This is a genomic window from Thermobaculum terrenum ATCC BAA-798 (assembly GCF_000025005.1).
In the GTDB taxonomy this organism is placed as follows: Bacteria; Chloroflexota; Chloroflexia; order Thermobaculales; family Thermobaculaceae; genus Thermobaculum; species Thermobaculum terrenum.
Genome location: NC_013525.1, coordinates 1,333,011 through 1,358,490 on the forward strand (window position 1 = coordinate 1,333,011; position 25,480 = coordinate 1,358,490).

Annotated in this window: 24 protein-coding genes; 11 read left to right on the plus strand and 13 right to left on the minus strand. The window is 45.8% G+C overall.

What is annotated here, in order from left to right:
- Positions 1–19: 19 nt before the first annotated feature.
- Positions 20–712 carry a thiamine diphosphokinase gene (locus TTER_RS06225; protein WP_012875168.1) on the minus strand — a complete coding sequence of 231 codons (693 nt, stop codon included), beginning with the start codon at positions 710–712 and terminating at the stop codon, positions 20–22.
- A gap of 3 nt (positions 713–715) precedes the next feature.
- Positions 716–1,693, minus strand: coding sequence for a thioredoxin-disulfide reductase (gene trxB / locus TTER_RS06230; protein WP_012875169.1), 978 nt, complete (start codon positions 1,691–1,693; stop codon positions 716–718).
- Between the two features lie 189 nt (positions 1,694–1,882).
- Between trxB and TTER_RS06235 the strand changes: the two genes are divergently transcribed.
- The gene (locus tag TTER_RS06235; protein WP_012875170.1) at positions 1,883–2,974 is read left to right on the plus strand and encodes a M24 family metallopeptidase; all 1,092 of its coding nucleotides are present in this window, start codon (positions 1,883–1,885) and stop codon (positions 2,972–2,974) included.
- A 14-nt stretch (positions 2,975–2,988) separates the two neighbouring features.
- Here the strand turns inward: TTER_RS06235 and TTER_RS14695 are convergent, their stop codons facing one another.
- Genes TTER_RS14695 through TTER_RS06275 form a run of 8 tightly spaced genes read right to left on the minus strand, consistent with a single transcriptional unit; the run spans position 2,989 to position 12,203 of the window.
- Complete coding sequence (locus tag TTER_RS14695; protein ID WP_012875171.1) at positions 2,989–3,786, minus strand: alpha/beta fold hydrolase; 798 nt, start codon at positions 3,784–3,786, stop codon at positions 2,989–2,991.
- Positions 3,776–5,278 (minus strand): o-succinylbenzoate--CoA ligase, encoded by a 1,503-nt coding sequence (gene menE, locus TTER_RS06245; RefSeq protein WP_012875172.1) that lies wholly within the window; start codon positions 5,276–5,278, stop codon positions 3,776–3,778. Before menE ends, TTER_RS14695 begins: the two co-directional genes overlap by 11 nt.
- A 23-nt stretch (positions 5,279–5,301) precedes the next feature.
- Positions 5,302–6,207, minus strand: coding sequence for a 1,4-dihydroxy-2-naphthoate polyprenyltransferase (locus tag TTER_RS06250; RefSeq protein WP_012875173.1), 906 nt, complete (start codon positions 6,205–6,207; stop codon positions 5,302–5,304).
- A 26-nt stretch (positions 6,208–6,233) separates the two neighbouring features.
- The gene (menB, locus tag TTER_RS06255; RefSeq protein ID WP_012875174.1) at positions 6,234–7,049 is read right to left on the minus strand and encodes a 1,4-dihydroxy-2-naphthoyl-CoA synthase; all 816 of its coding nucleotides are present in this window, start codon (positions 7,047–7,049) and stop codon (positions 6,234–6,236) included.
- A 22-nt stretch (positions 7,050–7,071) separates the two neighbouring features.
- Positions 7,072–7,905, minus strand: coding sequence for a 2-succinyl-6-hydroxy-2,4-cyclohexadiene-1-carboxylate synthase (gene menH, locus TTER_RS06260; protein ID WP_012875175.1), 834 nt, complete (start codon positions 7,903–7,905; stop codon positions 7,072–7,074).
- A 7-nt stretch (positions 7,906–7,912) separates the two neighbouring features.
- Complete coding sequence (menD, locus tag TTER_RS06265) at positions 7,913–9,676, minus strand: 2-succinyl-5-enolpyruvyl-6-hydroxy-3-cyclohexene-1-carboxylic-acid synthase (RefSeq protein ID WP_012875176.1); 1,764 nt, start codon at positions 9,674–9,676, stop codon at positions 7,913–7,915.
- An 8-nt stretch (positions 9,677–9,684) separates the two neighbouring features.
- A complete protein-coding gene (locus TTER_RS06270) occupies positions 9,685–11,082 on the minus strand; it encodes an isochorismate synthase (RefSeq protein WP_012875177.1) in 1,398 nt (465 codons plus the stop codon).
- A 56-nt stretch (positions 11,083–11,138) separates the two neighbouring features.
- Entirely contained in the window at positions 11,139–12,203 is a 1,065-nt protein-coding gene (locus TTER_RS06275; protein ID WP_012875178.1) for an AI-2E family transporter, read from the minus strand.
- Between the two features lie 148 nt (positions 12,204–12,351).
- On the opposite strand from TTER_RS06275, the gene TTER_RS06280 reads away from it, so the two are divergent.
- The 4 genes from TTER_RS06280 to TTER_RS06295 all read left to right on the plus strand — a co-directional run bounded on the left by TTER_RS06280 (position 12,352) and on the right by TTER_RS06295 (position 17,793).
- The gene (locus TTER_RS06280; protein ID WP_012875179.1) at positions 12,352–13,071 is read left to right on the plus strand and encodes a ThuA domain-containing protein; all 720 of its coding nucleotides are present in this window, start codon (positions 12,352–12,354) and stop codon (positions 13,069–13,071) included.
- A 201-nt stretch (positions 13,072–13,272) separates the two neighbouring features.
- Entirely contained in the window at positions 13,273–15,087 is a 1,815-nt protein-coding gene (locus tag TTER_RS14700) for a PEGA domain-containing protein (protein WP_148211905.1), read from the plus strand.
- A 118-nt stretch (positions 15,088–15,205) separates the two neighbouring features.
- Positions 15,206–16,267 carry a tagatose 1,6-diphosphate aldolase gene (locus tag TTER_RS06290; protein WP_012875181.1) on the plus strand — a complete coding sequence of 354 codons (1,062 nt, stop codon included), beginning with the start codon at positions 15,206–15,208 and terminating at the stop codon, positions 16,265–16,267.
- Between the two features lie 41 nt (positions 16,268–16,308).
- A complete protein-coding gene (locus tag TTER_RS06295; protein ID WP_012875182.1) occupies positions 16,309–17,793 on the plus strand; it encodes an aldehyde dehydrogenase family protein in 1,485 nt (494 codons plus the stop codon).
- A 30-nt stretch (positions 17,794–17,823) separates the two neighbouring features.
- Here the strand turns inward: TTER_RS06295 and hisS are convergent, their stop codons facing one another.
- Complete coding sequence (hisS, locus tag TTER_RS06300; RefSeq protein WP_012875183.1) at positions 17,824–19,143, minus strand: histidine--tRNA ligase; 1,320 nt, start codon at positions 19,141–19,143, stop codon at positions 17,824–17,826.
- Between the two features lie 114 nt (positions 19,144–19,257).
- Here hisS and aroB point away from each other — a divergent pair, with 114 nt between their 5' ends.
- Genes aroB through TTER_RS06330 form a run of 6 tightly spaced genes read left to right on the plus strand, consistent with a single transcriptional unit; the run spans position 19,258 to position 23,537 of the window.
- Positions 19,258–20,343, plus strand: coding sequence for a 3-dehydroquinate synthase (gene aroB / locus TTER_RS06305; protein ID WP_012875184.1), 1,086 nt, complete (start codon positions 19,258–19,260; stop codon positions 20,341–20,343).
- On the plus strand, positions 20,340–20,777 hold the full coding sequence (gene aroQ, locus TTER_RS06310) for a type II 3-dehydroquinate dehydratase (protein WP_012875185.1): 438 nt from the start codon (positions 20,340–20,342) through the stop codon (positions 20,775–20,777). Before aroB ends, aroQ begins: the two co-directional genes overlap by 4 nt.
- 28 nt (positions 20,778–20,805) lie before the next feature.
- A complete protein-coding gene (locus TTER_RS06315; RefSeq protein WP_012875186.1) occupies positions 20,806–21,099 on the plus strand; it encodes a chorismate mutase in 294 nt (97 codons plus the stop codon).
- Positions 21,096–21,551 (plus strand): hypothetical protein, encoded by a 456-nt coding sequence (locus tag TTER_RS06320; protein WP_012875187.1) that lies wholly within the window; start codon positions 21,096–21,098, stop codon positions 21,549–21,551. The genes TTER_RS06315 and TTER_RS06320 overlap by 4 nt, the downstream gene beginning before the upstream one ends.
- 20 nt (positions 21,552–21,571) lie before the next feature.
- Positions 21,572–21,859, plus strand: a complete 288-nt coding sequence (locus TTER_RS06325) for an acylphosphatase (RefSeq protein ID WP_012875188.1) — start codon at positions 21,572–21,574, stop codon at positions 21,857–21,859.
- Positions 21,860–21,881: 22 nt separating this feature from the next.
- Entirely contained in the window at positions 21,882–23,537 is a 1,656-nt protein-coding gene (locus TTER_RS06330) for a MutS-related protein (protein WP_012875189.1), read from the plus strand.
- A 33-nt stretch (positions 23,538–23,570) separates the two neighbouring features.
- Here TTER_RS06330 and aroF read toward each other — a convergent pair whose 3' ends face one another.
- Both aroF and trpA read right to left on the minus strand, forming a co-directional pair.
- A complete protein-coding gene (gene aroF / locus TTER_RS06335; protein WP_012875190.1) occupies positions 23,571–24,608 on the minus strand; it encodes a 3-deoxy-7-phosphoheptulonate synthase in 1,038 nt (345 codons plus the stop codon).
- A gap of 32 nt (positions 24,609–24,640) precedes the next feature.
- Complete coding sequence (gene trpA / locus TTER_RS06340) at positions 24,641–25,480, minus strand: tryptophan synthase subunit alpha (RefSeq protein ID WP_012875191.1); 840 nt, start codon at positions 25,478–25,480, stop codon at positions 24,641–24,643.

The following is a 25,480-nucleotide window of genomic DNA, read 5'->3' on the forward strand; positions in this document are numbered from 1 at the left end:
GCACTGCCTCCAAATGAGATTAATCTAGCGACTTACACCCAAGCTCATTACGTATATATTCACTAGGATCCAGGCCGTTCTGGAAAATCCGAACTAGAAGTAGATCACCAGAAACAACAGAAACTGACACTATCTCTGAAGTAGCTACATTGCTGATTCCCAAAGCTGGCCCCCTAATCATGTTAGCATCTTGCAACCTGTAATAGAGTCCAGCAGTAGTTATGCCCTCAACCACATCCGACAGAGGCAATAAGGATATAACCTCTCCAGGGTGAGAGCGAATGCTTATAGACCCTTTAATAAGGCGCACTTCCTGAAACTCATTGAGCAATCTCAGGTCATAATTCCTAAACTTAGGAGAGGTCAATAGGAGAACATTGGCCAAAGTATGGTCTATCCTATCTCCAAAAGGAGCTACGACCAATATGGTTGAACAGCCATTATCGACAGCTTGCTTTATGGCCAATTCAGTATCTGTATAATCCTTTTCGGTTGGGAATGTTATTAGGTCAACTGCAGCTTCTCGAGCATGGGCAAGCATCTCCGGAGAGATGGAGTCAAGATCACCAACCAATAGGTTGGGCTTGACTCCTGCTACCTGAAACAAATGATAACCCGAATCAACTGCTACAAGAAAATCCGCTTCCCTAAATAAGGGTGAGAATAGCTCTGGAGAGGAGATCTCGCCCCCGGATACAAGCACCGCTAGCATTGGTCATTTTGGTAGCGAATAAATTTCATCACTTATGTCTACTTGCACGCCTTGAGATTCCAACCACCTTTCGGCGTCCATCGCAGCCTTGCATCCATCACCAGCAGCTGTCACAGCCTGACGGTACTTGTGATCGCGCACGTCTCCTGCTGCAAATACCCCATCTACGTTGGTAGCTGTACTCCATGAATCTTGGGCCTTTATGTAGCCTTTCTCATCCAGTTCTACCTGACCAACAAATATATCGGTGTTAGGTTTGTGTCCGATCGCTACGAAAACACCATCAACGGGGATTTCTCTCAACTCTCCTGTAACGACGTTACGAACTTTTATAGCCTTGACATTTTGATCCCCTAGTATCTCTTCAACCACTGTGTTCCAGATGAAATCTATCTTGGGATTGGATTTAGCCCTTTCCTGCATTATTTTGCTAGCCCGTAGCTGATCCCTTCTATGTATGACGGTCACAGAGCTAGCGTATCGAGTCAGGAATAGTGCTTCCTCCATAGCTACGTCGCCACCACCAACTACCACCACCTTCTTGTCTCTGAAGAAAAAGCCATCACAAGTGGCGCATGCTGATACACCTCTTCCCATAAATTCCGACTCACCTGGAACACCCAAAAACTTGGCAGATGCTCCAGTGGCAATGATCACAGATAGAGCAGAGTATTCCTCTTCATCAGTCCAAACCTTAAACGGACGCGACGAGAAATCAACCTTGGTCACATCCACCGGTACTATTTCAGCCCCAAATCTTTCTGCCTGTTGCTGGAATAGAGCCATTAGCTCAGGACCTTGAACACCATCAGGAAAGCCAGGATAGTTTTCTACATCGGTCGTTATCATCAGCTGGCCACCCATTTGGCTACCAGCGAGGACCAGAGGACTTAGGTTGGCTCTAGCAGCATAAATAGCAGCTGTATATCCAGCTGGACCAGAACCTATGATTATCACGCTTCTAGTATCAGTCTGAGCCATAAATGATCTCCTAGAGAATTGTGTTATCACTATGGACTGCAACAAAAGTCAGTGACCCAAGTATTCCATAACTATTTTCTCACATTTACAAAGCAAGTATATGTTATTGAAGAATTCCCGGCAGATGTATAAGAATAGACACAATATTGGAGATAGCTGCAACCCACTTTTTACAGGAGTAGGACCTATATGAACGAATTGGATCAAAAGCTTGAAGCAATAAGACAGCTGCTAGAGAATAGCCAGCTCGATGCCTTGGTTCTAAGAAGAGTCAGCTCGTTCGCTTGGGCTACCTGCGGCGCATCAAGTTATGTAAATACAGCATCCGAGCTCGGTACAGCTACGATCGTGATCACCCAGGATAGCAAGTACCTGATTACCAATAGAATCGAGGCACCGAGGCTTTCTAAAGAAGAGAAATTAGAGGAACAGGGATGGACGTTCATAGTGGATGATTGGTACAGTGAACAAACGTCTCTATCCAAGCTAATTGTTGGTAAAAGGGTTGGAGCCGACTTCTCAAGTAAAGATTTTGTGGATGTATCAATAGATATAGCTCGTCTGAGGTCCAGGCTTTTGCTTCCAGAGCAGGAGAGATTTAGACAGCTAGGTAAGATCTGTGCTGAGGCGATGAATGCGGCCATCCACAAAATTACCCCTGGACAATCAGAGCATGAGATAGCTGCAATACTTGCATACGAGACCGAATCTAGAGGAGCTTGGCCAATAGTCGATCTAGTTGCAGTCGATGATAGAGTCTATGATTACAGGCATCCTCTACCTACCGACAAAAGACTTTCAAAATATGCCATGCTCGTCCTATGCGGCCGAAAGTGGGGGTTGGTATGTTCTATAACCCGCCTGATCCACTTTGGGAAGCTCCCAGAAGATTTAGCAATAAAGCAGTCTGCTGTGGCTAACGTGGATGCTGCGCTAATACATCATACTCGGCCGAACACAAGGTTATCCGATGTGTTTACCCATGCAATACATGCCTACAAGCAAAATGGTTTTGCTGATGAGTGGAAGCTGCATCACCAGGGCGGCATAGCAGGATACGAAAGTAGAGAGTTCTTTGGCACTCCCACATCACAAGAAATAGTGTATGAAGGACAAGCATATGCTTGGAACCCAAGCATCACTGGAGTAAAGTCTGAAGACACGATACTGGTCGGGGCAGATAACAACGAGGTGCTCACGGACATAACCGATTGGCCTAAGATAGAAGTTGACATAGATGGTCATAAGATATACAGACCAGCGATCTTGGAAATTTCCTAATCTGGGTGTTGATTCTAGGGATTAATCAATGAGATTAGCTGCAGGCTGAGTACATTGCTCTCAGCTTGCAGCATATGTGTACCATCCGGTACTTGTACCAGCTTGCAACATGGTAAAAGATCGCACAATTCTTTCGATACTCGGACTAGGACTTGATTAGACTGGCATCCAACGTACACCCAAGTAGGAACATGAAGGTTGACAAGATCATTTTGATCTAGATCATAATCTGCTGCAAACTGTTCATACCAGAAACGACTCGCTTCCAGTAAAAGTTTGTTCCAAGTGGGCGAACTAGCTACATACTCCACAAAATCCTTGCCTTGAAGCTTCTCTAGAAAAAGCCTGGCAGTCCAATCTTTACCCATATTAGGACCCAGTCTCTGTACCCTTCTGAGATTCTCTGACAGGTCTATGACAGCTGGATCATTCCGAAGTATGCTAAGCGCTGGGGGTTCTATCAGATGGAGCGTCTCGACTTGGATCTCTCGTCTTAACGCAATTTCCAAAGCTACTAATGCACCATAAGAGTGACCTACCAAATGAATTCTGTCGATCCCTATGAGGTCTGCCACTTTGAGAATATCTAAGGCATCTCCCAAGATAGTGTAAGGTCTAGGTAATTTTGGACTTGACCCATGCCCTCTTCGGTCCACAACAATAAGCTTTGCGAAGGCTGCGAGCTCGCCTATCTGACGCTTCCAAGAAGCCCTCCCATTGCTAAAACCACCATGAACAAATAATACTGTCTCCCCATCGCCATAGACGTAGTATTTTATAAGGGGTGATTTAGAAAAACTATTATTTCTCACTCATCACCCTCTTGTGCATCTCACTCACCTGGCTCCTCAAGAGCTTGCCCGCTGCATTACGAGGCACTGACTCCACAAAAATCACCCTCTTAGGAGCTTTATATGAAGCCAAACGAGACTTACAGTAGGATCTTACTTCCTCCTCAGTGAGGTTTGAACCAACTTTCAACTTAACGCTGGCTACAGGAATCTGACCCCATTCTTGGTCAGCAACAGCCGTAACACATGCATCATCTATTTCAGGATGGGACATAAGCACACTTTCAACTTCAACTGGAGATATATTCTCCCCACCAGATACTATCAGATCATCTCTCCTATCGATCACATAGAGAAAGCCGTTATCGTCAATATATCCGTAATCCCCAGTTCTGAATTCTCCACTCTCCCTGGGTAAGATCCCCGCCTTTGGATCCCAGTAGCCGCTAAAGAGCATAGGAGCCTCAACCACTATCTCGCCCTCTTGGTTTGGACCCAGATAACCTCTATTCTCATCAAAAACCTTCAGAACCGCTGGCATTATAGGTCTTCCCGATGAGCTTGGCCTGGATCGTACCTCTGATGGAGGCATGGTCGCTATTTGAGAAGTAGTCTCGGTCATACCATATGTTGGAGCCACAGGTAGTCCCATATTTAGCGCCTCTAACACAAGATCAGGTTGAATAGGACCTCCACCTAGGAGTACGCATCTCAAACGTGACTCGTACCGTACTCCATTTCGGCTATCTATCATCCGTCGGAGCATGGTGCTGACTACCGATAGCAAAGTAACATCGTGCTTCTCGATATCATAGTTGACCGATTCAGGATCGAACCCTTCATGAAGTAAAATTGAGCTCCCATAGATAACGCTGCGAATGATGATAGACATCCCTCCAACATGAAACAACGGCATACAGGCTAGCCAGATATCCTGAGGAGTAGCTCCTATGTTTAGAGCCGAGCCAACAGCGTTCCACCAGAAATTACCATAAGTCAGAACTATACCTTTGGGCTTACCAGTAGTGCCAGAGGTATGGATGATAGCTAAAGGATCGCTGGACTTGAAATAATCCCGGGAGCTAAAACTATGATCTGGGGATGAGTTCAACACCATTTCATCCATCAAAACTATATCTGCACTATCACACAGAGCCATATTTGCCACTTTGCCCAGATTAGAACTATCAACAAGTAGTACTCTGGGCTTAATCGTATTGAGTTGGTAGGCAACTTCTTCTCGAGACAAGCGCGTATTTAAGGGAACCACAATGGCACTAATCTGCATGGCTGCATGCACAGCATATATAAAGTTAAGAGACGGCTTAGATAATATGGCTATTCTGTCATGAGGCCCTACTCCTTTTTTGGCCAAGATCGAAGCAAGAGCCACAACATTATGGTAAAGTTGTCGATAAGTAATGACCTCATTCCCATACAACAGTGCCTTATGATTGGCATTAGTTTTAGATTGATATAGAAGCCAGTTAGGCAAAAGGAAGCTCTCAGACATAACGGCATTCCTCAGGAGAAAGGCTAAACTAGCAAAGTCACTGATAGGATCAACCCAAAAATCAGATGTAATCTACCTGTAGCTTTCAAAGCTGAATTTAATTCTGGCCCTTTAGAAGAGTACAGTACTGTCCGCGTGGACCTAATAGCCAGGGGCAAAGTGAAGAGAACCGCTGCAGACCAAATAGGCAAGATCCCTGAGATGACACCAATGATCACGGTAAGATAAGCAACCAAGATAAGTACTAAGTATTCACTACGCGCAGCACGATCACCAATGATAACGGCAAGGGTTTTCTTGCCAGCAGCTTTGTCAGAATCGATATCGCGAACATTATTGACTACCAGTATGGCAGTAACTAGCGCAGCAACAGGTAAAGAAAGGAGTAAAACGAAGCCGTTTACAGACTCTGCATGTACGTAGTAGGTACCAATGACAGCCACTAGGCCAAAGAAAATGAACACAAATAAGTCACCTAGGCCTATGTAGCCGTATGGAATAGGACCTCCGGTATAAGTAACAGCAGCTATGATAGCCGCTATACCTATAACAAGTATCGGCCACCCTGCAAGATAGATAAGATATAAGCCAAGCAAAGCTGCAATTAGGAAACAAAGAGCAGCCGCCAGAAACATGGTTCGAGGAGTAACAAGGCCTAGCTGGAGAGGTCTTATGGGGCCTTTTCTGTTCGAGGTATCGGCACCGGAGAGAAAATCATAGTAATCGTTTATGAAGTTGGTACCTATCTGTATAAGTAAAGCCGCAAGGAGCGCAGCAACGAATCCCAGAGGTCGAAAGTGACCCTCTCGGATGGCGGCTGCTGTACCCACCAACACTGGGACAACAGCCGCAGGTAAGGTCGGAAGTCTAGTAGCTAACAGCCAAGCCCTGAGCATGTTCATTTGATCGTATGCGGGCCTGCCAGTCATGAGAAATAAAGACCTCCTAGTCAAGCTTAGGGTAACCTAGGAAACTTGGAGAAATCCGGCTTTCTCTTCTCTAGGAAAGCTCTATATCCTTCCTTAGCCTCTTCTGTCATGTAGTAGAGCATCGTTGCATTGCCAGCGAGATCTTGGATACCTGCCAGACCATCTGTGTCGGCATTGAAGGCAGCCTTGAGGAACCTAAGAGCTATGGGACTCTTCTCAAGGAGTTCCTTGCACCACTTGATGGTCTCCTCTTCCAGTTGCTCAAGCGGTACAACCTTGTTTACTAGACCCATCTCAAGGGCTTCTTGAGCAGTATATTGCCTACAGAGGTACCATATTTCTCTGGCCTTCTTGTGACCCACTACTCGGGCCATGTAGGTTGCACCATAGCCTGCATCAAAGCTCCCTACCTTAGGACCAGTCTGGCCAAAGATAGCATTATCGGCAGCAATAGTAAGGTCGCAGATCAAGTGCAACACATGCCCTCCACCGATAGCATAACCAGCTACCATAGCTATAACTGGTTTGGGGAGATACTTTATCTGCTTTTGAAGATCTAGCACATTCAGCCTTGGGACGTTATCTTCACCAACATAACCACCCTCACCCCTGTATCTCTGGTCACCTCCAGAGCAGAACGCTTTATCTCCTGCACCAGTTAGGATGGCAACACCTATCTCAGGATCCTCACGTATATCGTTGAAGGCATCTATCATCTCTTTGACGGTTTCAGGCCGAAATGCATTCCTAACCTCAGGGCGATTGATAGTTACTTTTGCTATACCCTCCGCTTTCTCATAGATTATGTCTTGATACTCTTTCGCCTTCTTCCACTGAACCATATAACACTGCTCCTTTCAGTTTTTAGTTACGCTTACTAACAAGCCCATGATGCAATAAAAAATTAGAGACTATCAAAACGAATCTATCTGGATCCTCAAGATGTACACAATGACCACACCCCTCCACCTCCTCCAAGCTCGACTTAGGCATAGAATGATGCATTCTACGCATCATCTCAACATATTTTTTATCCTCACACCCAGCAACCAATAATGTTGGGCAATCTATACTAGACAACTGATTCCAGATAGGCAGATCCAATCCAGCGCTCAGACCTCGCAGGCTATTAGCTAGGCCTATAGGTCTATGTGAAAGTCTTTCGGCTCTAATCCGCAGCCTGATATTTTCTGGTAACTTTTTTTGGGTATGAAATAGCGGGAGGCTCTCCCAATAGTCGACAAAAGATTTCACTCCCTCTCTTTCAATCATATCGGCCAATGATTGATCACTACGTAATCTTTCTTGTCTGCTATCCTCGTCCTCTATCCCAGGAGATGTGCTCTCAAGGATCAAGGCAGTAACACGAGAAGTGTCCTGAAGAGCCAGACGCATGGCTATGCGTCCGCCCATGGAATATCCGAGCAAAATATACTTACTGACATTCAAAAGGTCCAACAACTCACATAAACATCGCACCGCATAATCCATACTATATTTATCAACCTCTAAAGGGGCTTCAGACAAGCCATGTCCTACCAGATCAGGAGTTATTAGGGAAAAATGGTCTTGCAGGGGCTCAATTATATGTTCCCATGTATGATGTGAGCCCGTGAAACCATGCAATAGAAGCATGGGGAAGCCACTACCATAAGTCTCGTAATATGTTTTTACTCCAGCAGTCAATGCTACAGGCATGATTACTCTAAATTGGGTTCATAGATGCTATATACTTTTGTATTTCCTGGCGAATGTCAGCCCGAATCTTTCTATTTATATCGCGGTCGGTACGTATCTCAATTAAGTCCGGGCCTTCCAAATTTTGGCATTCTAATACCGCATCTCGGAACTCCTGCCAGCTACTGCAAGGATGGTATCTGACCCCCAAGGCTCCAGCAACGCGCCCTAATTCAAGATTATGAGGAGTCCCAAAAAGCAATTCAAAGAATTCTTCATGGTTTCTGTATGGTAGCAGCGAGAATATGCCACCTCCATTGTTGTTGACCAGTATCACTTTTATGGGGATAGAATGTTTAACTGATATTGACAAAGCTATGGCGTCATGTGCAAAGGACAAGTCTCCTATCACAAGAAAAACAGGTTTACCTGATGATGCCGCTACTCCAGTGGCAGTGGACAAAACTCCATCTATACCGTTGGCACCCCTGTTAGCAAAGATATGAAATGCCTTGTCTGTAAATGGGAAGTAAGTTTCTAAGTCTCTGACTGGCATACTGTTACCGACAAATATTTGAGAGCCAGCCGGAAGAGCATCCGATAGTTCAAAGAAAATACGCCCTTCGAATAGAGCATTGTTGATTCCAAGTACGGTCTCTGCTAGTTTGCAGGAAACTAGACTGTCCAGCTCAGCCCACTTACTCAACCAACCTACGTCTCGATTCAATCTATCAGGCAGGAACTGGAGAACTGAATCAACAAACTCTTTAGCACTCGATTGTATAACTATGTCCGCAGCCCAATCAGGATCATGCCATCGGCCAAAATTATCGAGCAAAATACTGAATTTGAGATCTAATTGTCTAAGATAACGGTTGAGATTCTTGGATGTAGGAGAAGCTCCAATCCTCAGTACTACCTCTGGAGGTTCGGGTAAGTAGCGAGGATCTCCACCCAATAGCAGATCATAGCTAGAGATAAGTAAGCTTCTATCTACATTATGAATACCAAGATTAGAAACACGATCAGCTACTAGCAAATAGCCGAGCCTAGCCGAAAGCTCCAGGATGGAATCCAGATGGTCACTACCTCCAGAATAACCACATACTATCCAACCTCTCCTAGACTGCTGTAGCAAATCCGATATCTTACTCGCTGATGCTTTCGAGAGAGGAGAAGTCCCCTCAAGATCAGGCGTAAGGATAGAATGCATATCCTCGCAAGAATCATCTTTCCTATTTTCGATTTCCTCAGGTATAAGGGGTTCTCTGAAAGGAAAATTGAGGTGTACTACACCGGCAGGAAAAGATAGTGCAGTCTGATAAGCCCTTCTAGCCACAGCTTTCAGATATCTATCTACCTGAAAATCATCCGATGGGACAGGCAGATTTATATGCCACTTAGGATAAATACCATACAACTTACTCTGATCGATAGTTTGTGGAGATCCAAAATCAACAAGCTCGGGTGGTCTGTCACAGGTAATGACTATCAACGGTGTAGCAGAATAACTAGCTTCTATAACAGCCGGATAGAAATTAGATGATGCCGTACCTGATGTACACAGGGCCACTACGGGTTTTCGGGAGTGCTTAGCTAACCCCAAAGCGAAGAACGCCGTAGAACGTTCATCGAAATGCACCCAGAGTCTACGACCTGTCTCAGCAAAAGCTATAGCCATAGGAGCGGATCGGGAGCCAGGACTTAAACACACATGCTCCACACCGCATCTAATCAACTCATCAGCTAGAGCTCTAGCTGCCAATAGGTTAATCTTTCCAATTTCACTCATAAGAGATCCTACTTGATGCCATATACCCCGAACGGCAGGGAGGAAAAGATAGGTCGCATCTTAGCCTCGGACTCCAGATACTCTGCCTGGGGATCAGAATCAGAGACCATTCCACAACCAGCAAACACAACAACCAGCTTATCTCTTACTGCAGCACATCTGAGTGATACAGACAATGAACCGTTACCTTCAGCATCAATCCACCCCATGGTACCGCTATAGAGCCCCCGTGGTTGAGGCTCTAAGGCAGAAATAAGATCTATAGAAGGATATCTAGGATAACCGGCCACAGCCGCGGTTGGATGAATATATGTCAAAGCATCTAGCAAATCACGTCCTGGCTGGAGATATGCCTTGATAGGAGTTTGCAAGTGCAAGATATTAGGTAAATTTGTAACTGTCAGATCTTCCACACCTATATGAGTTGCTACTTCCTTTAAAGCTTCAACTATACTCTGCACTACGAGATTGTGCTCATGCATATCCTTGCTGCTACCAAGTAGCCTCTTTAAGGCTAAGCCCTTCTGAGCAACTGAATCTTTTGAGACCTCTAATGGTACTGATCCGGCAAGGGCCATAGTAGCTAGCTTCCCATCGTAAACTTCCGCAAGCATCTCCGGCGATGACCCTACAAAGCAGAAACCATCCTTACTAAGAGCGTAGAGATAAAGGTTAGGATAGTCAGAATGCAAGTTCCTCAGGAAATCACCTAGATTCAGCTGTTGGTCAAGAGCTAAGAAAGCCTTTCGGGAAAGGACTACCTTCTCTACTTCTCCAGATCTTATATGCCTCTTTATGGTGTTTATGGCAGCGCTCCACGTACTGATATCTAGATCAGTTCTATAGCCTAATACCTGAACATTCTCAGCTGCATCACTAGAAGACTTCTCGGGATGAACTGCTGTTAGCAAGTCTAATACCTTAGATATCTGAACCAATTCTTCTTTCCTCGATATGGCAACTTGCAAGTAGGAATTGTCATCTCGAGTGTATAAGCATACCGTCGGCAAAAACACAGTTAGACAAACTTCTCTGGCCCAGAAGGCTTGTGGATCATCAGCGCGATCAAAGCTCGAGTACAGTCCTAAGATGGGAGAAGAGCTATCTCCTATATCAAAACAAGACAGAAGGTTTTGAATATCTTCTCGAACAATGGCTGGAGCCGCGAAATCTTCATATTCTATAGACCTCGCAACCCCAAACCCGAGCATGGAAAATCCTCTATCATCAGACCACAGATAACACTGACACTGGTTGTCGGCAGATAGCTCAGCAAATAGGGTAATGAGCATGTCTAGAGACAGGTGTGGGAGTTCATAGAACAGTATAGAGGGTGATTCAACATCTGATACCGTACGAGATATCTTCAAACTCAGATGCTTAAGATCAGCAACATCTATAGACACGATTACAACTCCAAGCAGTATATCCAAGACAGTTTAGCGCAGCAGCAACTAAAGTACTAGCCGCTAGGTGTCTCTAACTTTTCATTCTCCCTGTACAGGGTATCTGTCTCTTCTCGACGGAGCAAGGTATGCGAGAGTATCACCTGTATAGCAGAGGCAACAGGCACAGCCAACAACACTCCTATTATCCCCATCAGTGATCCACCCGCTAACACTACGAAGAGCACTGTAAGAGGACTTAGCCCAACAGACCTCTGCATGATCTTAGGAACAAGCAGGTGGTTTTCCATCTGCTGAATTATTACATAAAGTAAGACCACTAATATGGCCTGCTTAGGTGACTGCGACAGAGCTATTAGGACCGCTGGTATCGCTCCGACTATGGGGCCTACTATGGGTATAAGCTCTGATATACCAGCTATAAGAGCCAATATGGCGGCGTAATTAATACCCAGGATCGTCAAACCTATAAAAGAAGCAATTCCTACTATAAGCCCAAGCGTTATCTGCCCTCGTGCATAGGCTCCTATTTTAGCTTCTATCTCATCAATGATATGCCTTATCTCAGGCCTACTGCTTGGAGAAGCGAGGCCTACCCAGGTACTTTGCACTCCCCTTCTTTCAAGCAACCAGTAGAATGCCATCACCAATATAGCCACAAAAGCACCTAGACCACTAATGAAGCTCAGAGTTACGTTCAATATACCCGCAGCCAACCTAGGAGCAGAGGATATAAGCCTCCTATAATACTCCTGAAGATCGCCAGATAGATTCTCTACCGGTATATTGAACCTCTGCTGTAGTTCTATGATCTGTCTTTCGACAGCCCGCACCATATCCGGGCCAGACTCAACTAGCGCCATTCCTTGCCTAACAGCAGTAGGAATTATCAAGGAAAGTATCCCAGCAAAAACTAGGATAATTCCTAGATAGACTATGGCTATGGAAATTCCTAGAGGCAATTTCCTATTTAGGAAGGCGACAGCAGGGGAAATCGCCGAGGCGAATATTATAGCTATCACGAACAGCACAATTATGTCAAGCAACCTTATAACCAGGTATGCCCCAGCTAAAGTTAAAAGAACTACTAGGGTGTTGATAAATACTTGCTTGGCACTCATGAACCCTCCAGGTTCCGAACATTAGATAATATTGTCCATCCTAATCATCTCTGTGTCAAAGTGTTCACTTCTAGAGTTAAGAGGCTACTTGATGCTACAGTAGAAACACCAGCCTTAGGCGATTTCTTGTGAGGAGGAAGTTGTATATATGTCTGACCCTATTAGAGTCACAGTATGGAACGAATTTAGACACGAGAAGACTCACCCAAGAGTAAAGGAAATTTATCCAGATGGCATACATAACGTAATAGCTGGCTTCCTGAAACAACAAGGTTTTGAAGTCCGGACAGCTACGCTGGATGAGCCAGATCACGGCCTTGATGACAGCAAGCTAGATTCAACCGACGTATTGATATGGTGGGGCCATATGGCACACCATGAAGTATCTGATCATATCGTTGATAAAGTCCAGCAAAGAGTACTAAATGGCATGGGACTTATAGTCCTCCATTCAGGTCATTTTTCTAAGATCTTCAGACGAATGATGGGCACCAGTTGTGATCTAAAGTGGCGCGACGACGATTACGAAAGAATCTGGGTCGTTTCACCAGGTCACCCCATTGTAGAAGGGGTAGATCAGTACTTTGAACTTCCAGAGGAGATGTATGGCGAACCATTCGATATACCTCAACCTGATGAGTTGGTGCTGATTAGCTGGTTTAGAGGGGGAGAGGTCTTTAGAAGCGGTTGCTGCTATACGAGAGGAGCTGGAAGGATCTTCTACTTCAGGCCTGGGCATGAGACCCTGCCCACATATCATAACGAGAACGTACAAAAGATAATCTCGAACGCAGTAAGGTGGGCTGCGCCTAGATTCACTCCTGTCAGAGTGTTCGGGAATACCCAACCGGTGGAAAAAAGAGCTTAGTCATCTATAATCGTAAAAATCCCATCTGTTAGGCGTGGTACTAGAAGTGAGTACCACGCCTAACTTTTGTAACCTGTAAACAAAAAGGAAAATAATCGGTCAATCAATAGCGAACTCATAACTACTAAGTAAGTTCTATGCTAAACTCCCCTTCTAAGAAGCAGGCGATGATATTTGAAATTTCCAGGAGTGCTTTATAAAGTGAACACAACATTTAGAATATTCACTCTGATCACGATAATAAGTCTTATATCCGCATGTAGAATGCCTTTCCAGGGCAGTGGACAAGACTTGAGCACTCCAACACATCAACCAGCAAGGGCAACGCTAGAGATATCCAGCACACCAGCAAAAGCAGAAATAAAAGTCAACGGAAAAGATTCAGGTAGAACACCCAATACACTTCATCTCTCGCCAGGTACGTACAAGGTGACTGTTTCGCTCTCGGGCTACAAAGAATCTCAACAGGAAGTACAGTTGGGTGAGGGGGATAGAGTAAGCTTAGACATTAAGCTTATTGCCCTCAACGGCGCGCTTAATATCAACTCGAAACCAAACGGAGCATCGGTGCAGGTCGATAGCAAACAGGTTGGTGATACGCCAATTAGCAAGCTAAGTGTAACCCCGGGCAAACATAGCATAACAATTCGAAAGGATCACTATAAGGAATGTAAAAAGATAGTAGATGTATCGCCGGGGCAAACAATAGATGTTAGTTGTAACTTGGCTGCTGTAAAACCCATCTTGCTAATAGACGTCCCAAACAAGAATGTAGTCGTTTTTGTGGACAAACATAAGGTGGGATCAGGAGATCAAAAGCTCGAACTAGAAGTTGGTAAGCACACTATCTCTGCTAAGAGGGAAGGGTATTTCGAGGCAACTAAAGATATATCCCTTAGTCCTGGAGACATTAAAAAGATAACCCTTAGCCTCAAACCTAAGCCAGGCACTATTGCTATTACTACTTCCCAAAAGGGGGTAAAGGTCTTTATAGACCGAAAATTTAGAGGATTTGCACCAATTACGATCAAGAACCTTGAGCCTGGAAACCATTGGGTAAGGCTTAACAAGCGTTACTACGAAACCTTCCGCAAGAAATACAAAGTAGCTCCTGGTAGCACAATAAAAGTAAAAGCTACTCTCGAACAGATAGAATCCGCTCCACCTCCCCGTAGACCTCTAGCAGTCATGATAGAGAACCATCCGGATGCTAGACCACAATCAGGTCTAGCATATGCAGATGTGGTACTGGAAGCACCTGCAGAATTTGGGATATCTAGATTCATAGCATTCTTTATCACAAGGGAGTCACCAGTAGTAGGTCCTGTGCGGAGCGCAAGGAAGTATTTCGTTCTTTGGGCCAAGGAGTTCAACCCGATATACATACATGCAGGTGGTGCTCCAGGTGCAGCAGGACTTGCGGATCAGATAGGACTGGTCAGAACAAACGCCCTTTGGGACGGTCGAGCTTTTTATAGAACTCAAGACAGAGTAGCCCCTCACAACTTGTATACCAGCACATCAGCACTGCGTAGATATGAAAAGATGGTCGGTCGAAGTCTCAAAGGAGGTACTTGGGGAGGCTTGCTCTTCAAAGACCAAAGCATAAAGCAGCCGGGCAGAAGAGCTGAATACATAAATATACGCTTCAACGATTGGTACTATGTGGAATGGCGTTGGGACCCTAAAACCAACACTTATCTAAGATGGATGCAAGGTGAGCCCGCAATAGAGAGAATTACTGGTGAACAAATAAGGGCTTCAACTGTGATAGTAAGAGTACATCAGATACATCGCATACCTGGAGATGACAAAGCCAGAGAAGATGTACAAGTATTCGGGAGCGGTCCTGCTTACATCTTCCAAGATGGTACCGTCCAGAAGGCGACGTGGAAGAAGACTAGCACCAAGCAGCCAACGATCTATCTTGATAAAGATGGAAAGCAAGTAAAAGTGAATAAAGGCGCCGTATGGATACAGGCTATCCCACAATACGGCAGTCTAGATTGGAGATAGATTAGCAGGGCTAAATTATCTCCCTTGCCTGGCCGAAAGCTGCATGCTATCTTTATCCTGGCATCAATTGTGCTGCCGACAATCTGTGTGAAAATCAATATTTCCAGGGAGTAGGAAAATGGCTCAAACCACAGCTACCAAGGTGCGCATGACCAGGGGCAAGTTCGAAGGTCTAAACAAAATTGCGGACGAGAAGGGAATAATAGCTGCCGCAGCCATGGACCAGAGAGGTTCCCTCAAGAAGGCTCTTGCTAAAGCCAAGGGGGGCGATGTCTCCGACCAGGAGTTATCAGAGTTCAAAGCTCTAGTCTCCGAGATACTAACTCCTTATGCCTCGGCTATACTCCTTGATCCGGAATACGGTCTAGAAGCAGCAAAGAGAAGGGCAAGCGGCAAAGGATTGCTATTGGCGTACGAAAAGTCAGGATATGATACTACTACAAAAGGTAGGCTTCCGGACCTGCTTCCTGAATGGTCGGTACGTAGGTTAGTGGAAGCCGGGGCAGACGCTATAAAGATACTTATGTACTACGATCCGGACGACGATCCAAAGATCAATACCATTAAGCATGCATTCATAGAGAGGGTAGGTGCAGAATGCAGGGCTCTGGACGTGCCTTTCTTCCTAGAGCCCGTATGCTACAGTGACGAAATTGGTGATGAGAAGAGCTTCGAGTTCGCCAAGGTCAAGCCCTCGAAAGTAAAGAAGTATATGGCTGAATTCTCACAAGACAGGTACGGTGTGGACGTACTCAAAGTAGAAGTACCTGTCAATATGAAATATGTAGAAGGTGTGAAGGCTAACACCACCGGCGAGGTTGCTTATACGCGGGAAGAGGCCATCGAGCACTTTAGAGAGGCTGCATCTCTCTCTAAAGTACCGTTCATATATCTGAGTGCTGGAGTCAGTGATGAGGTATTTAGAGAAACTCTAGCTCTAGCTAACGAGGCTGGCGTGCCTTACTCCGGAGTATTGTGCGGTAGAGCTACATGGCAGGACGGGATACCAGCCTACGCCCAGGGCGGGGCAGATGCTCTGAGAAGCTGGTTGAGTGACCAAGGAGTAAAGAACATACAGGCCTTGAACGAGGTTATATATCAAGGTGCTCGTCCCTGGTGGGAGAGATATGGTGGACTGGACAACATAGAAGTTGTAGATCTACCTGAGACGTTTAGATAAGGCAAAAAGCTGTTCATAGACAGAAGCTACGGAGGTGGGAAATGGCTACGCAACAGGTAGAAAAAAGGACCGAGTCAAAATACATAATGGGGGAATTCCCAATATACCTTGCCGGGAATTGGGTAACCACCTCCAGTCAGCTAGAAGTAACTTATCCATATGATGGCTCGGTGGTGGCTTATACCTATCAAGCCGGGAAGCAAGAGCTCGACAAGGCAATAACTAAAGCACAGGAGGCTTTTTACCAGCTCTCTTCTATGCCGAGCTTCCAAAGAGCCAATATCTTACAACACGTCGCATCCCGCCTCCGTGAGAATAAAGAAGATATAGCACGCACCATTACACTAGAAGCTGGGAAACCGATAAAGGATTCGAGGGTGGAGGTAGATAGGGCGATTCTTACCTTCACCCTCGCTGCAGAAGAGGCCAAGAGGATTCACGGGGAAGTAGTACCCCTTGATCTATTACCCTCTGGCTCAAACAAGATGGGTATAGTGAGAAGATTCCCCATAGGACCTGTAGCTGCCATCTCACCTTTCAACTTCCCATTAAACTTGGCAGCTCATAAGGTAGCACCGGCTATCGCTGTAGGGAATCCCGTAGTTCTCAAGCCGCCTAGCAAGACACCTATCACCTGGCTAAAGGTAGCTAGGTTCTTCGAGGAAACAGATCTGCCAGAAGGTGCACTTAGTGTGCTGCCTATGGATAGAAATACCGGAGATCTTCTTGTCTCGGATGAGAGGATAAAGCTCCTCACATTTACAGGCTCGGACGTGGTTGGTTGGGAGCTAAAAAAGAAGGCAGGTAAAAAGAACGTTATTCTAGAGCTTGGAGGCAACGCAGGCGTAGTGGTGGACAAGGACGCAGACATAGAGCATGCCTCTAGGAGACTAGCTTACGGATCTTTTGCATATGCAGGACAAATCTGCATCAGCGTACAAAGGATATTCGTACATAAAGACATCTACGAAGATCTTAAAGCAGCACTAGTAGAGCAAACAGGCAAACTCAAGGTAGGCGATCCTCTTCAAGAAGACACCGACGTATCTCCTCTTATAGATAATAGAGCCTTGGATAGGGTAGAGAGCTGGGTACAAGAGGCCGTACAGAAAGGAGCTAAGGTCGTTACTGGCGGCAAGAGAGACGGCAACATATTTGAACCCACAATACTCGAGAACGTCCCTGAGGATGCTAGGGTTTGTTCCCAGGAAGCTTTCGCTCCTGTAGTAATCATCTCACCAGTAGAAAATTTTGAGGACGGGTTGAGAGCTATAAACAGATCCAGATTCGGCCTTCAGGCAGGTGTCTTCACCAATGATATAAGTAAAGCTACACTAGCTTTTAACGCACTAGAGGTTGGTGGAGTAGTCGTAAACGACGTACCTACTTTCAGAGTAGACAATATGCCTTATGGCGGTGTAAAAGACTCTGGATTGGGTCGAGAAGGCATACGCTATGCGATAGAGCATATGACAGAGTACAAGATCATGATACTTCCCTATGACAATAGGGACTTGGGAGCTTAGCTCGTCTTTGGCTGCTTGTATGACTATATCCTAGCTCCAAAGACTCTTTATATGCTCAGGAAGTTCGTGTAAAGGTAACCTTTTTTGCTCGCCGCTCTGCATATCTCGCAGCGTAACCTCGTTGTTGGCTAGCTCATCAGGTCCAGCTATGATTACCCAAGGAATGCCGAGTCGCGATGCATAAGTTAGCTGCTTCCTAAGTGAACCAGGTTTACCAAGATATAGCTCCGTCTTTATCCCTTTTCTCCTCAGGTTAGCTGCTATCTGAATGGAGCTGGCAATACAACTGGTATCAAACACGGTCACAAACACATCAGCTGACACCCGAGGTGGAGTCATTAGTCCTAATTCCTCAAGTACATCTATAATACGCTCTAGCCCCAAGCTTGTACCGACTGTGGGGATTTTCTTGCCCGCGAATATACCAACAAGCTCGTCATATCTGCCTCCCCCAGTTACAGATCCCACTTTGGGCTCATCAACTACCGTCTCGAAAACGGCACCAGTATAGTAATCTAGACCTCGTGCCAGGGATGGTTGAATCAGATAGGAATTCATATTCACGTTATAGTTAGAAAGGAGGTTGAGTATAGACCTAAGTTCGTTGATTGCTTGTATGCCCTCAGGCTGGTCCTCAAGGAGTCGCTCAAGATGAGACAGCACTGTATCCGCATCTCCCTCGATGTTTATAAGAGCTATAAGCCTATCGGAAGAGTCAGGAGACAAACCAAGTTGTATTAGCTCCTGTCTAACTCCATCGGCGCCTACCTTTGATAGCCTATCTATTGCTCTATATACATGGACAGCCTGTTCGGGACTGGCACCAGCAACCCTGGCCATCGCAGAGAGTATCTTGCGGTGATTGATTAGAACTCGGTACTCTTTAAAACCTACTGCACTTAGGCAATCAGAGATAATAGCCAGTATCTCAGCATCAGCAGCTGGTTCATCTGAGCCCACTATATCCACATCACACTGCCAAAACTCGCGATATCTTCCCTTCTGAGGTCTTTCTGCCCTCCACACTGGAGCAATATGATAGCGCTTGAAAGGCATAGGAAGATCTGGGTGCATCCCAACAACCCTAGCAAGCGGAACAGTTAGATCATACCTCAGGCCGACCCTTCTACCTCCAGCATCCACGAACTTATACATGAGAGTCTCAGCTTCAGTACTACTCTTCCCCTCAAATGTCTCCGCATATTCAAGGGAAGGTGTTTCTAGGGGGAGGAAACCATACCTTTCAAAAATCTCCTCAAAGGTGCGTATAACGTATTTCCTTAGAGCCATGGACTCCGGCAGGAAATCTCTGAAACCTCTCAAGCGCTGGGGGTTTAGTCGATCCGACAAATTGGCCTCCCAAAAGGTGAAATTTCAACTCTATTTGCTATGCTATTAGCAACAAAAACTTGGTGATGAAAAAGTATATCACGCAGGTAACCTAACGGATCAAAGTGGAGTCCCATGCTTAGAGCTAGCGTCAAGACATTATCAGGCATGCATCCTGTAATCGTTGGTAACGAAATATTGTCATGCCTTCCAGAAATACTAAGAGAATATGATGTCGGCAAAAGGATATTTGTAATAACTGATAAGAATATCGCCGACCTGTACGAAGGTACTATAGCAAAAATCCTAACTAGTGCTGGTATAGAAACACACACCTGCGTAATTCCATCTGGGGAAGAATACAAGAATCTCGAACAGGTTAGCTATCTATGGGATTGGCTAGCTGAAAATCGAGCTGAGAGAAAGGACACTATATTAGCACTTGGGGGTGGCGTTATAGGAGATCTAGCGGGCTGGGTAGCGGCTACATACCTCAGGGGTATGCATCTAGTTCAGGTACCTACCACTCTGTTAGCACAGGTGGACGCCAGCATAGGAGGGAAAACCGGCATAAATCACCCAAGAGCAAAGAACCTTATAGGTTCTTTCTACCCGCCCAAACTTACCTTCATAGATGTATCTCTTCTTATAAGCCTGCCTGAAAGGGAGCTTAGAAGCGGATGGGCAGAGGTCATCAAATATGCTATGATCTACGATTATTCTCTTTACAATTATATTGCAAATCATCTAGACGACTTGAAATCAAAAGACATACCAAAGATGCTGCCTGTGATTTCGCGGTGTGCGGAAATAAAGCTGGATATAGTGACGAAGGATCCTAAAGAGTCAGGGCTAAGGGCCATACTCAACTATGGACACACATTGGGTCATGCTATAGAAGCTGCTACTGGCTACAGCAAATATCTTCATGGGGAAGCTGTGGCAATAGGGATGCAGGCAGCCGGGCTAATAGCCAAAGAGATGGGTTTGCTTGATGAGGAATCATTACAACTCCAGAATGAACTGATAGCTGAGTTCGGGCTTCCTAGATACGCCGAAGGTATTGAAGCTGCTAGCGTCAGAGAAGCTATAAAACTTGATAAGAAGATCGAGGGTGGCAAGAGTAGATGGATACTACTGAGAGCTATAGGTAAGGCTGAGATAAGATCTGACGTCCCACTAGACATAGTGGAATTGGCTATGCGGGAGTACATACGGTGAGAATATTGCTTATACATGGCCCCAATCTGAATATGCTTGGTCAAAGGCAGCCAGAGATATACGGCCGTGTTAGCATGAAAAAGATCAATGAGCTATGTCGCCAAAAGGCTGAAGAGCTAGGATGCGAACTGGTTATAATGCAGAGTAATCATGAAGGCTTCATAATAGATTTCCTCCAGGAGAATTTCGGTAACTGTGACGGGATCATAATAAATCCTGGGGCTCTAACGCACTACGGACTAGCACTCAGGGATGCTTTAGAATCCATGAGGGTACCAATAGTCGAGGTACACTTATCAAACGTCTACGCGCGCGAGGAGTGGCGACACAAGTCGGTCATAGCACCTATAGTCTTGGGCCAAATAACTGGATTTGGATATCGAGGATACACAGCAGCACTTCAACTTCTATATGATCACCTGTTAGATAGATAATAAGTAAAACTTATCTAGGAAAGTTCCAATGGGAAAAGCAGGAAGCGAAATTGAACAGCTTAGGCAGGAGATAGATGAAATAGACAAAGCACTTGTCGAACTCCTAAACAAGCGCGCTAGTTTATCCCTGCGTATAGGAGAGCTCAAACGTAACGATTCGCAAAGTGCAGTATACGTCCCAGACAGGGAAATAGTGGTATACTCCAACATCATTAGTGCTAATCGCGGTCCTCTGAGCGACTCAGCACTGAAATCTATCTACGATGTTATCATCGAGGAATCCAGAAGACTTCAGATGAGCCTTTATCACAGGAAACGATGAAGCTCGAATCTTTGTTGGTAGTTCTGATAACAATAGCCATAATAGGTGCAATAGCCTATACCGATATACGCGTATCCATAAACTTCGCCAGGGATCCTAACTCAGGCAACAGGCTACGACAGCTATCATTCTACTGGCTTCCGGTTATCCAGATATCATGCTTCCTGCTCTTAGCAAGTGTACTGCTTATAAGTTACTCTACTGGGAACGGTGCCGAAGCCTTGAGAAGATGGGATGCATCCCTGCTTCTTCAATTGGCGATGCTACTGGCATTATTAGCACCAATAATTACATCTATACAGGCCTTTACGCTGAGTGAGCGAGCACGAAGAAGAGGAGACGAAGTCTCGGCAGGTAAGCTGTCGTCGAAAGGTTTAGGCATGATAGTACTTGGCGTTATAGAGGCCATGCTAGTTATATTCCTGACTTTTGCCTTATTAAATCCAGCATAGGCTAGGAAGAAGTAAAGCATATGGATTTGATCAGGGTAAGAGTCCTTGTGTCTGGCTTGGTACAAGGAGTTAACTACAGAGCTGAGTGCAAACGTAAGGCTACTCAACTAGGTCTATGTGGCTGGGTTAGAAATTTACCCGATGGCCGCGTGGAGGCTGTCTTCCAGGGGCCCAAGGAGAGAGTAGAAGAAATGCTGCGATGGTGTGAAATAGGACCTCGAATGGCAAGGGTTGAAAAGATACAGGCCATGCAAGAAACTCTACAGCAAGACTGTAAATCTTTTGATATTGTTTATTATGTGAAATAGTTTTACTTCTCCAAAGAGGATCATGACAGATATAAAAAGATTCACTAGTTTACTTTGGCCTAAAGAAAAGAGCTCCGTACATATCTCAGATAGAGTCTACGAAGATCTCAATTTATCCCCCATTGTGCAGAAGCTAGACATTGACGCTCGGCATCGAGATGCAATCAGGCAGATCATACAAAATCTCCCAACAGATCTCGAAACTATAGCTTATCGACAGGAAATACTCGAAGATATATTGAATGATGAGCAGTTATTTAAGGAACTATTAGAGCTATTGCCGAAGATAATTGAGCTCAGGAGTCCGTCCGGTTACCATTGGCCCGGGGATTCCCCACTAATCTCTGTGATCAATAGAATAAGCGAGCTTGATAGATATATTGAGTGTTTGGACCAACTATATAACGCCCTTGCACATGCGCCTTATGTTAAATCGAAAGGTTTGACATCACTCAGAGAAGATGTAGCCAGAGCTCATGATGACCCAACAATCGAACACCTACGAAAAGAGCTACCTAGTCTACACGAAGCCCTAAGTGAAACAAACAGCGTAACTATAGGTATCAATCTTGGACCCGACTTGCAGCCTGAATCTGCTGCTATCATCAGCTTTAATAACTATGTATTTAAGGGCAAGAAGACTCTGCTTGATAAACTCCTAACTACTAGTAGCGAAGACCAAAGATTTGGAATAGGTCAACTTCACAGATCAACTTCTGGAGGACTGCCAAGAGACGGCAAGCTTTATCAGGAGCTTCAAACACTATTAGAGAATGCTGTAAAACCCCTCTCGAAGGTTCTAGATACTTTCAAAAGAGTTAGCTCAGCCCCAATAGTAGCTCTGGAAAACGATATAGCGTTTTACCTAGGAGCCGTAAGACTGGTAAAACACCTGGAGAAAAGAGGGTTGAATTTCTGTAGACCCAGAATTTTACCGATGGGGCAAAAGTGCTTTTATGCAGAATCTCTCGTCAATTTATCGCTAGCTATTCAGATGGAGGCCAGGGATAAGATAGACGGCTCAGACTTCAGTAGATCAGTTGTAGCGAATGATGTACTTGTAGACGCGGAGTATCCGCTACTGATCGTAACAGGTCCAAATAGAGGGGGTAAAACAACGTTCTGCCGTGCTATCGGACAAGCACAAGTTCTGTTCCAAAGTGGTTTATTCGTGCCTGCGAAGGAAGCTAAGATAAGTCCGGTTGACAACATACTAACCCATTTTCCCGGCGCGGAGACATCGACAATTGGAGAAGGTAGACTGGATGACGAGATACGAAGGCTCAGAGAGCTGTTCGAGGAATCCACAGAGAATTCTCTCGTCTTATTGAACGAACCTCTTACCAGTACATCAGAAAGGGAAGCTTTGGTTATAGCTAAGGATTTCGTCAAAGGATTGCAGCTAATGCGGGCCAGAGGTGTACTCATAACACATCTACACGATCTGGCTCTGTCGGTCAATGAGCTTAACATGCAATCTGAGTCAAAAATCAGAAACCTAGTGGCGGAAACCTCTCACAAAAATGGCAGAGTAGAGTCCACTTTCAAGATAAAGCCAGGAGAGCCAACTAGCACTTCTTTCGCATCAGAGATAGCTATCAAGCATGGATTGACCTACGAAGGTTTGCAAAGAATTCTAAAAGAAAAGAATCATAGGAGCTACATAGAAAAAAACTAAGAAGGGTATAGAACTAGGTAAGATTACCTAGTTCTATACCCTCATAGGCTCGGCGGCGGATCTGCCGATAGCGCTGGCCACCCTCCTGACGCCTGCCATCAGCTCCTCAAAACCCTCAAACGTCACCTGCTGGGCGTTGTCGCTCATCGCACCCTCCGGATTGGGATGCACCTCCACCAACAACCCATCAGCTCCAGCCGCCACAGCCGCCAAACTCACAGGCACCACCAAACTAGCCCTCCCTGTCCCCTGACTGGGATCCCCTATCACAGGCAGGTGCGATAACCCCTTCACCAACGCTATCGCCCCCACATCAAACACGTTCCTCGTGTAAGGATCAAACGACCTTATCCCCCTCTCACACAACACCACTCGCCTGTTGCCCTGCGCCATGATGTACTCCGCTGCCAACAACCACTCCTCTACCGTCGCACTCATCCCACGCTTCAAAAGCACTGGCATCTCCGTCCTCCCCACCGCCTCCAACAACGCATAGTTCTGCATGTTCCTCGTGCCTATCTGCAGCATGTCCGCATACTCCATCACCACCGGCAGCTCCTCCACACTCATCACCTCCGTCACCACCCCCAAACCCGTCTCCTCCCTCGCCCTGGCCAGTATCTCCAATCCCCTCACTCCCATCCCTCGAAAACTGTACGGCGAGGTCCTGGGCTTGTAGGCCCCTCCCCTCAACAGCTTCCCTCCAGCAGCCTTCACCGCCCTGGCAGTCGCCAGCGTCTGCTCCTCGCTCTCCACACTGCATGGCCCTCCTATCACCACCACCTCCTCCCCTCCTATCCTCACCCCGTTGACCTCCACCACCGTGTCCTGCGGGTGAAACTCCCTGCTGGCCAGCTTGAAAGGCTTGCTGATCGGCACCAGGCTCTCCACCCCACTCATGCCCCCTAGCACTCCTGCTATCCGATGCACGTCCACCCCCTGCCCTATCACCCCTATCACCGTCCTCTCCATCCCTCGACTCACATGCGCACTCAATCCCTCCACCTCTATCCTCTCTATCACCCTCCCTATCTCCTCCTCACTCGCTCCAACCTTCATCACCACGATCACTTTATGCCTCCGTAAACAAGTTTTTGTAGAAATTAGGCTGTGGACTTAATCTCGTTCACGTTCTCTTTGCTAAGAGATTCAAATGTAGCAGCACGCATTTGGCCTAGATAAGCACGGAGGGAATCTAAGGCCTCCTGCCAGCTTGGAGAGTTCTCTATCATGCTGATGATAGCGCTGGCCACTACAACCCCATCAGCAAATTGATGCAATTGTCTAATATGATCGGGCTTAGATATACCGAACCCCACAACAAGAGGTAGATCTGTTTGTCCTCTGACGGTTCTGAGGAAAGGCTCAAGATAATCAGGAAGGCTATCTCTAGCTCCAGTTACTCCAGTAAGAGATACACAATATAAGAAGGCATTAGCTGCCTGTGCAGCCAATTTGATCCTGTCAACCGTGCTCGTGGGAGCAACCAAAAATACCAACCCCACTTCATATTCACTCGAGTAAGTGCTAACCTCTTCTGACTCCTCCGGCAGGAGATCCGGAATTATCACCGCTGATATTCCGCTATTAGATGCATCCTGGAAAAATCTTTGTACCCCATACCTGAGTATGGGATTGTAATAGCTCATCATCACTATAGGAATACTTACTTCCCGTGCTATGTTCTCCGCAACTTCCAAACTAGATCTCAGTGTGGTACCATTAGCAAGCGCTCTATTAGATGCCCGCTGTATAGTAGGGCCATCTGCCAGAGGATCCGAGAAAGGCACTCCTAGCTCTATAATGTCTGCACCGGTCTCAGCATACATCTTCGCTATCTCGACAGATGCAGGTTCGTCAGGAAAGCCAGACATTATATAGGGAATGAAAGCCAACCTGCCTTCATCTCTAGCTTTTTGGAAACTGTCAGCAACAGATATCAT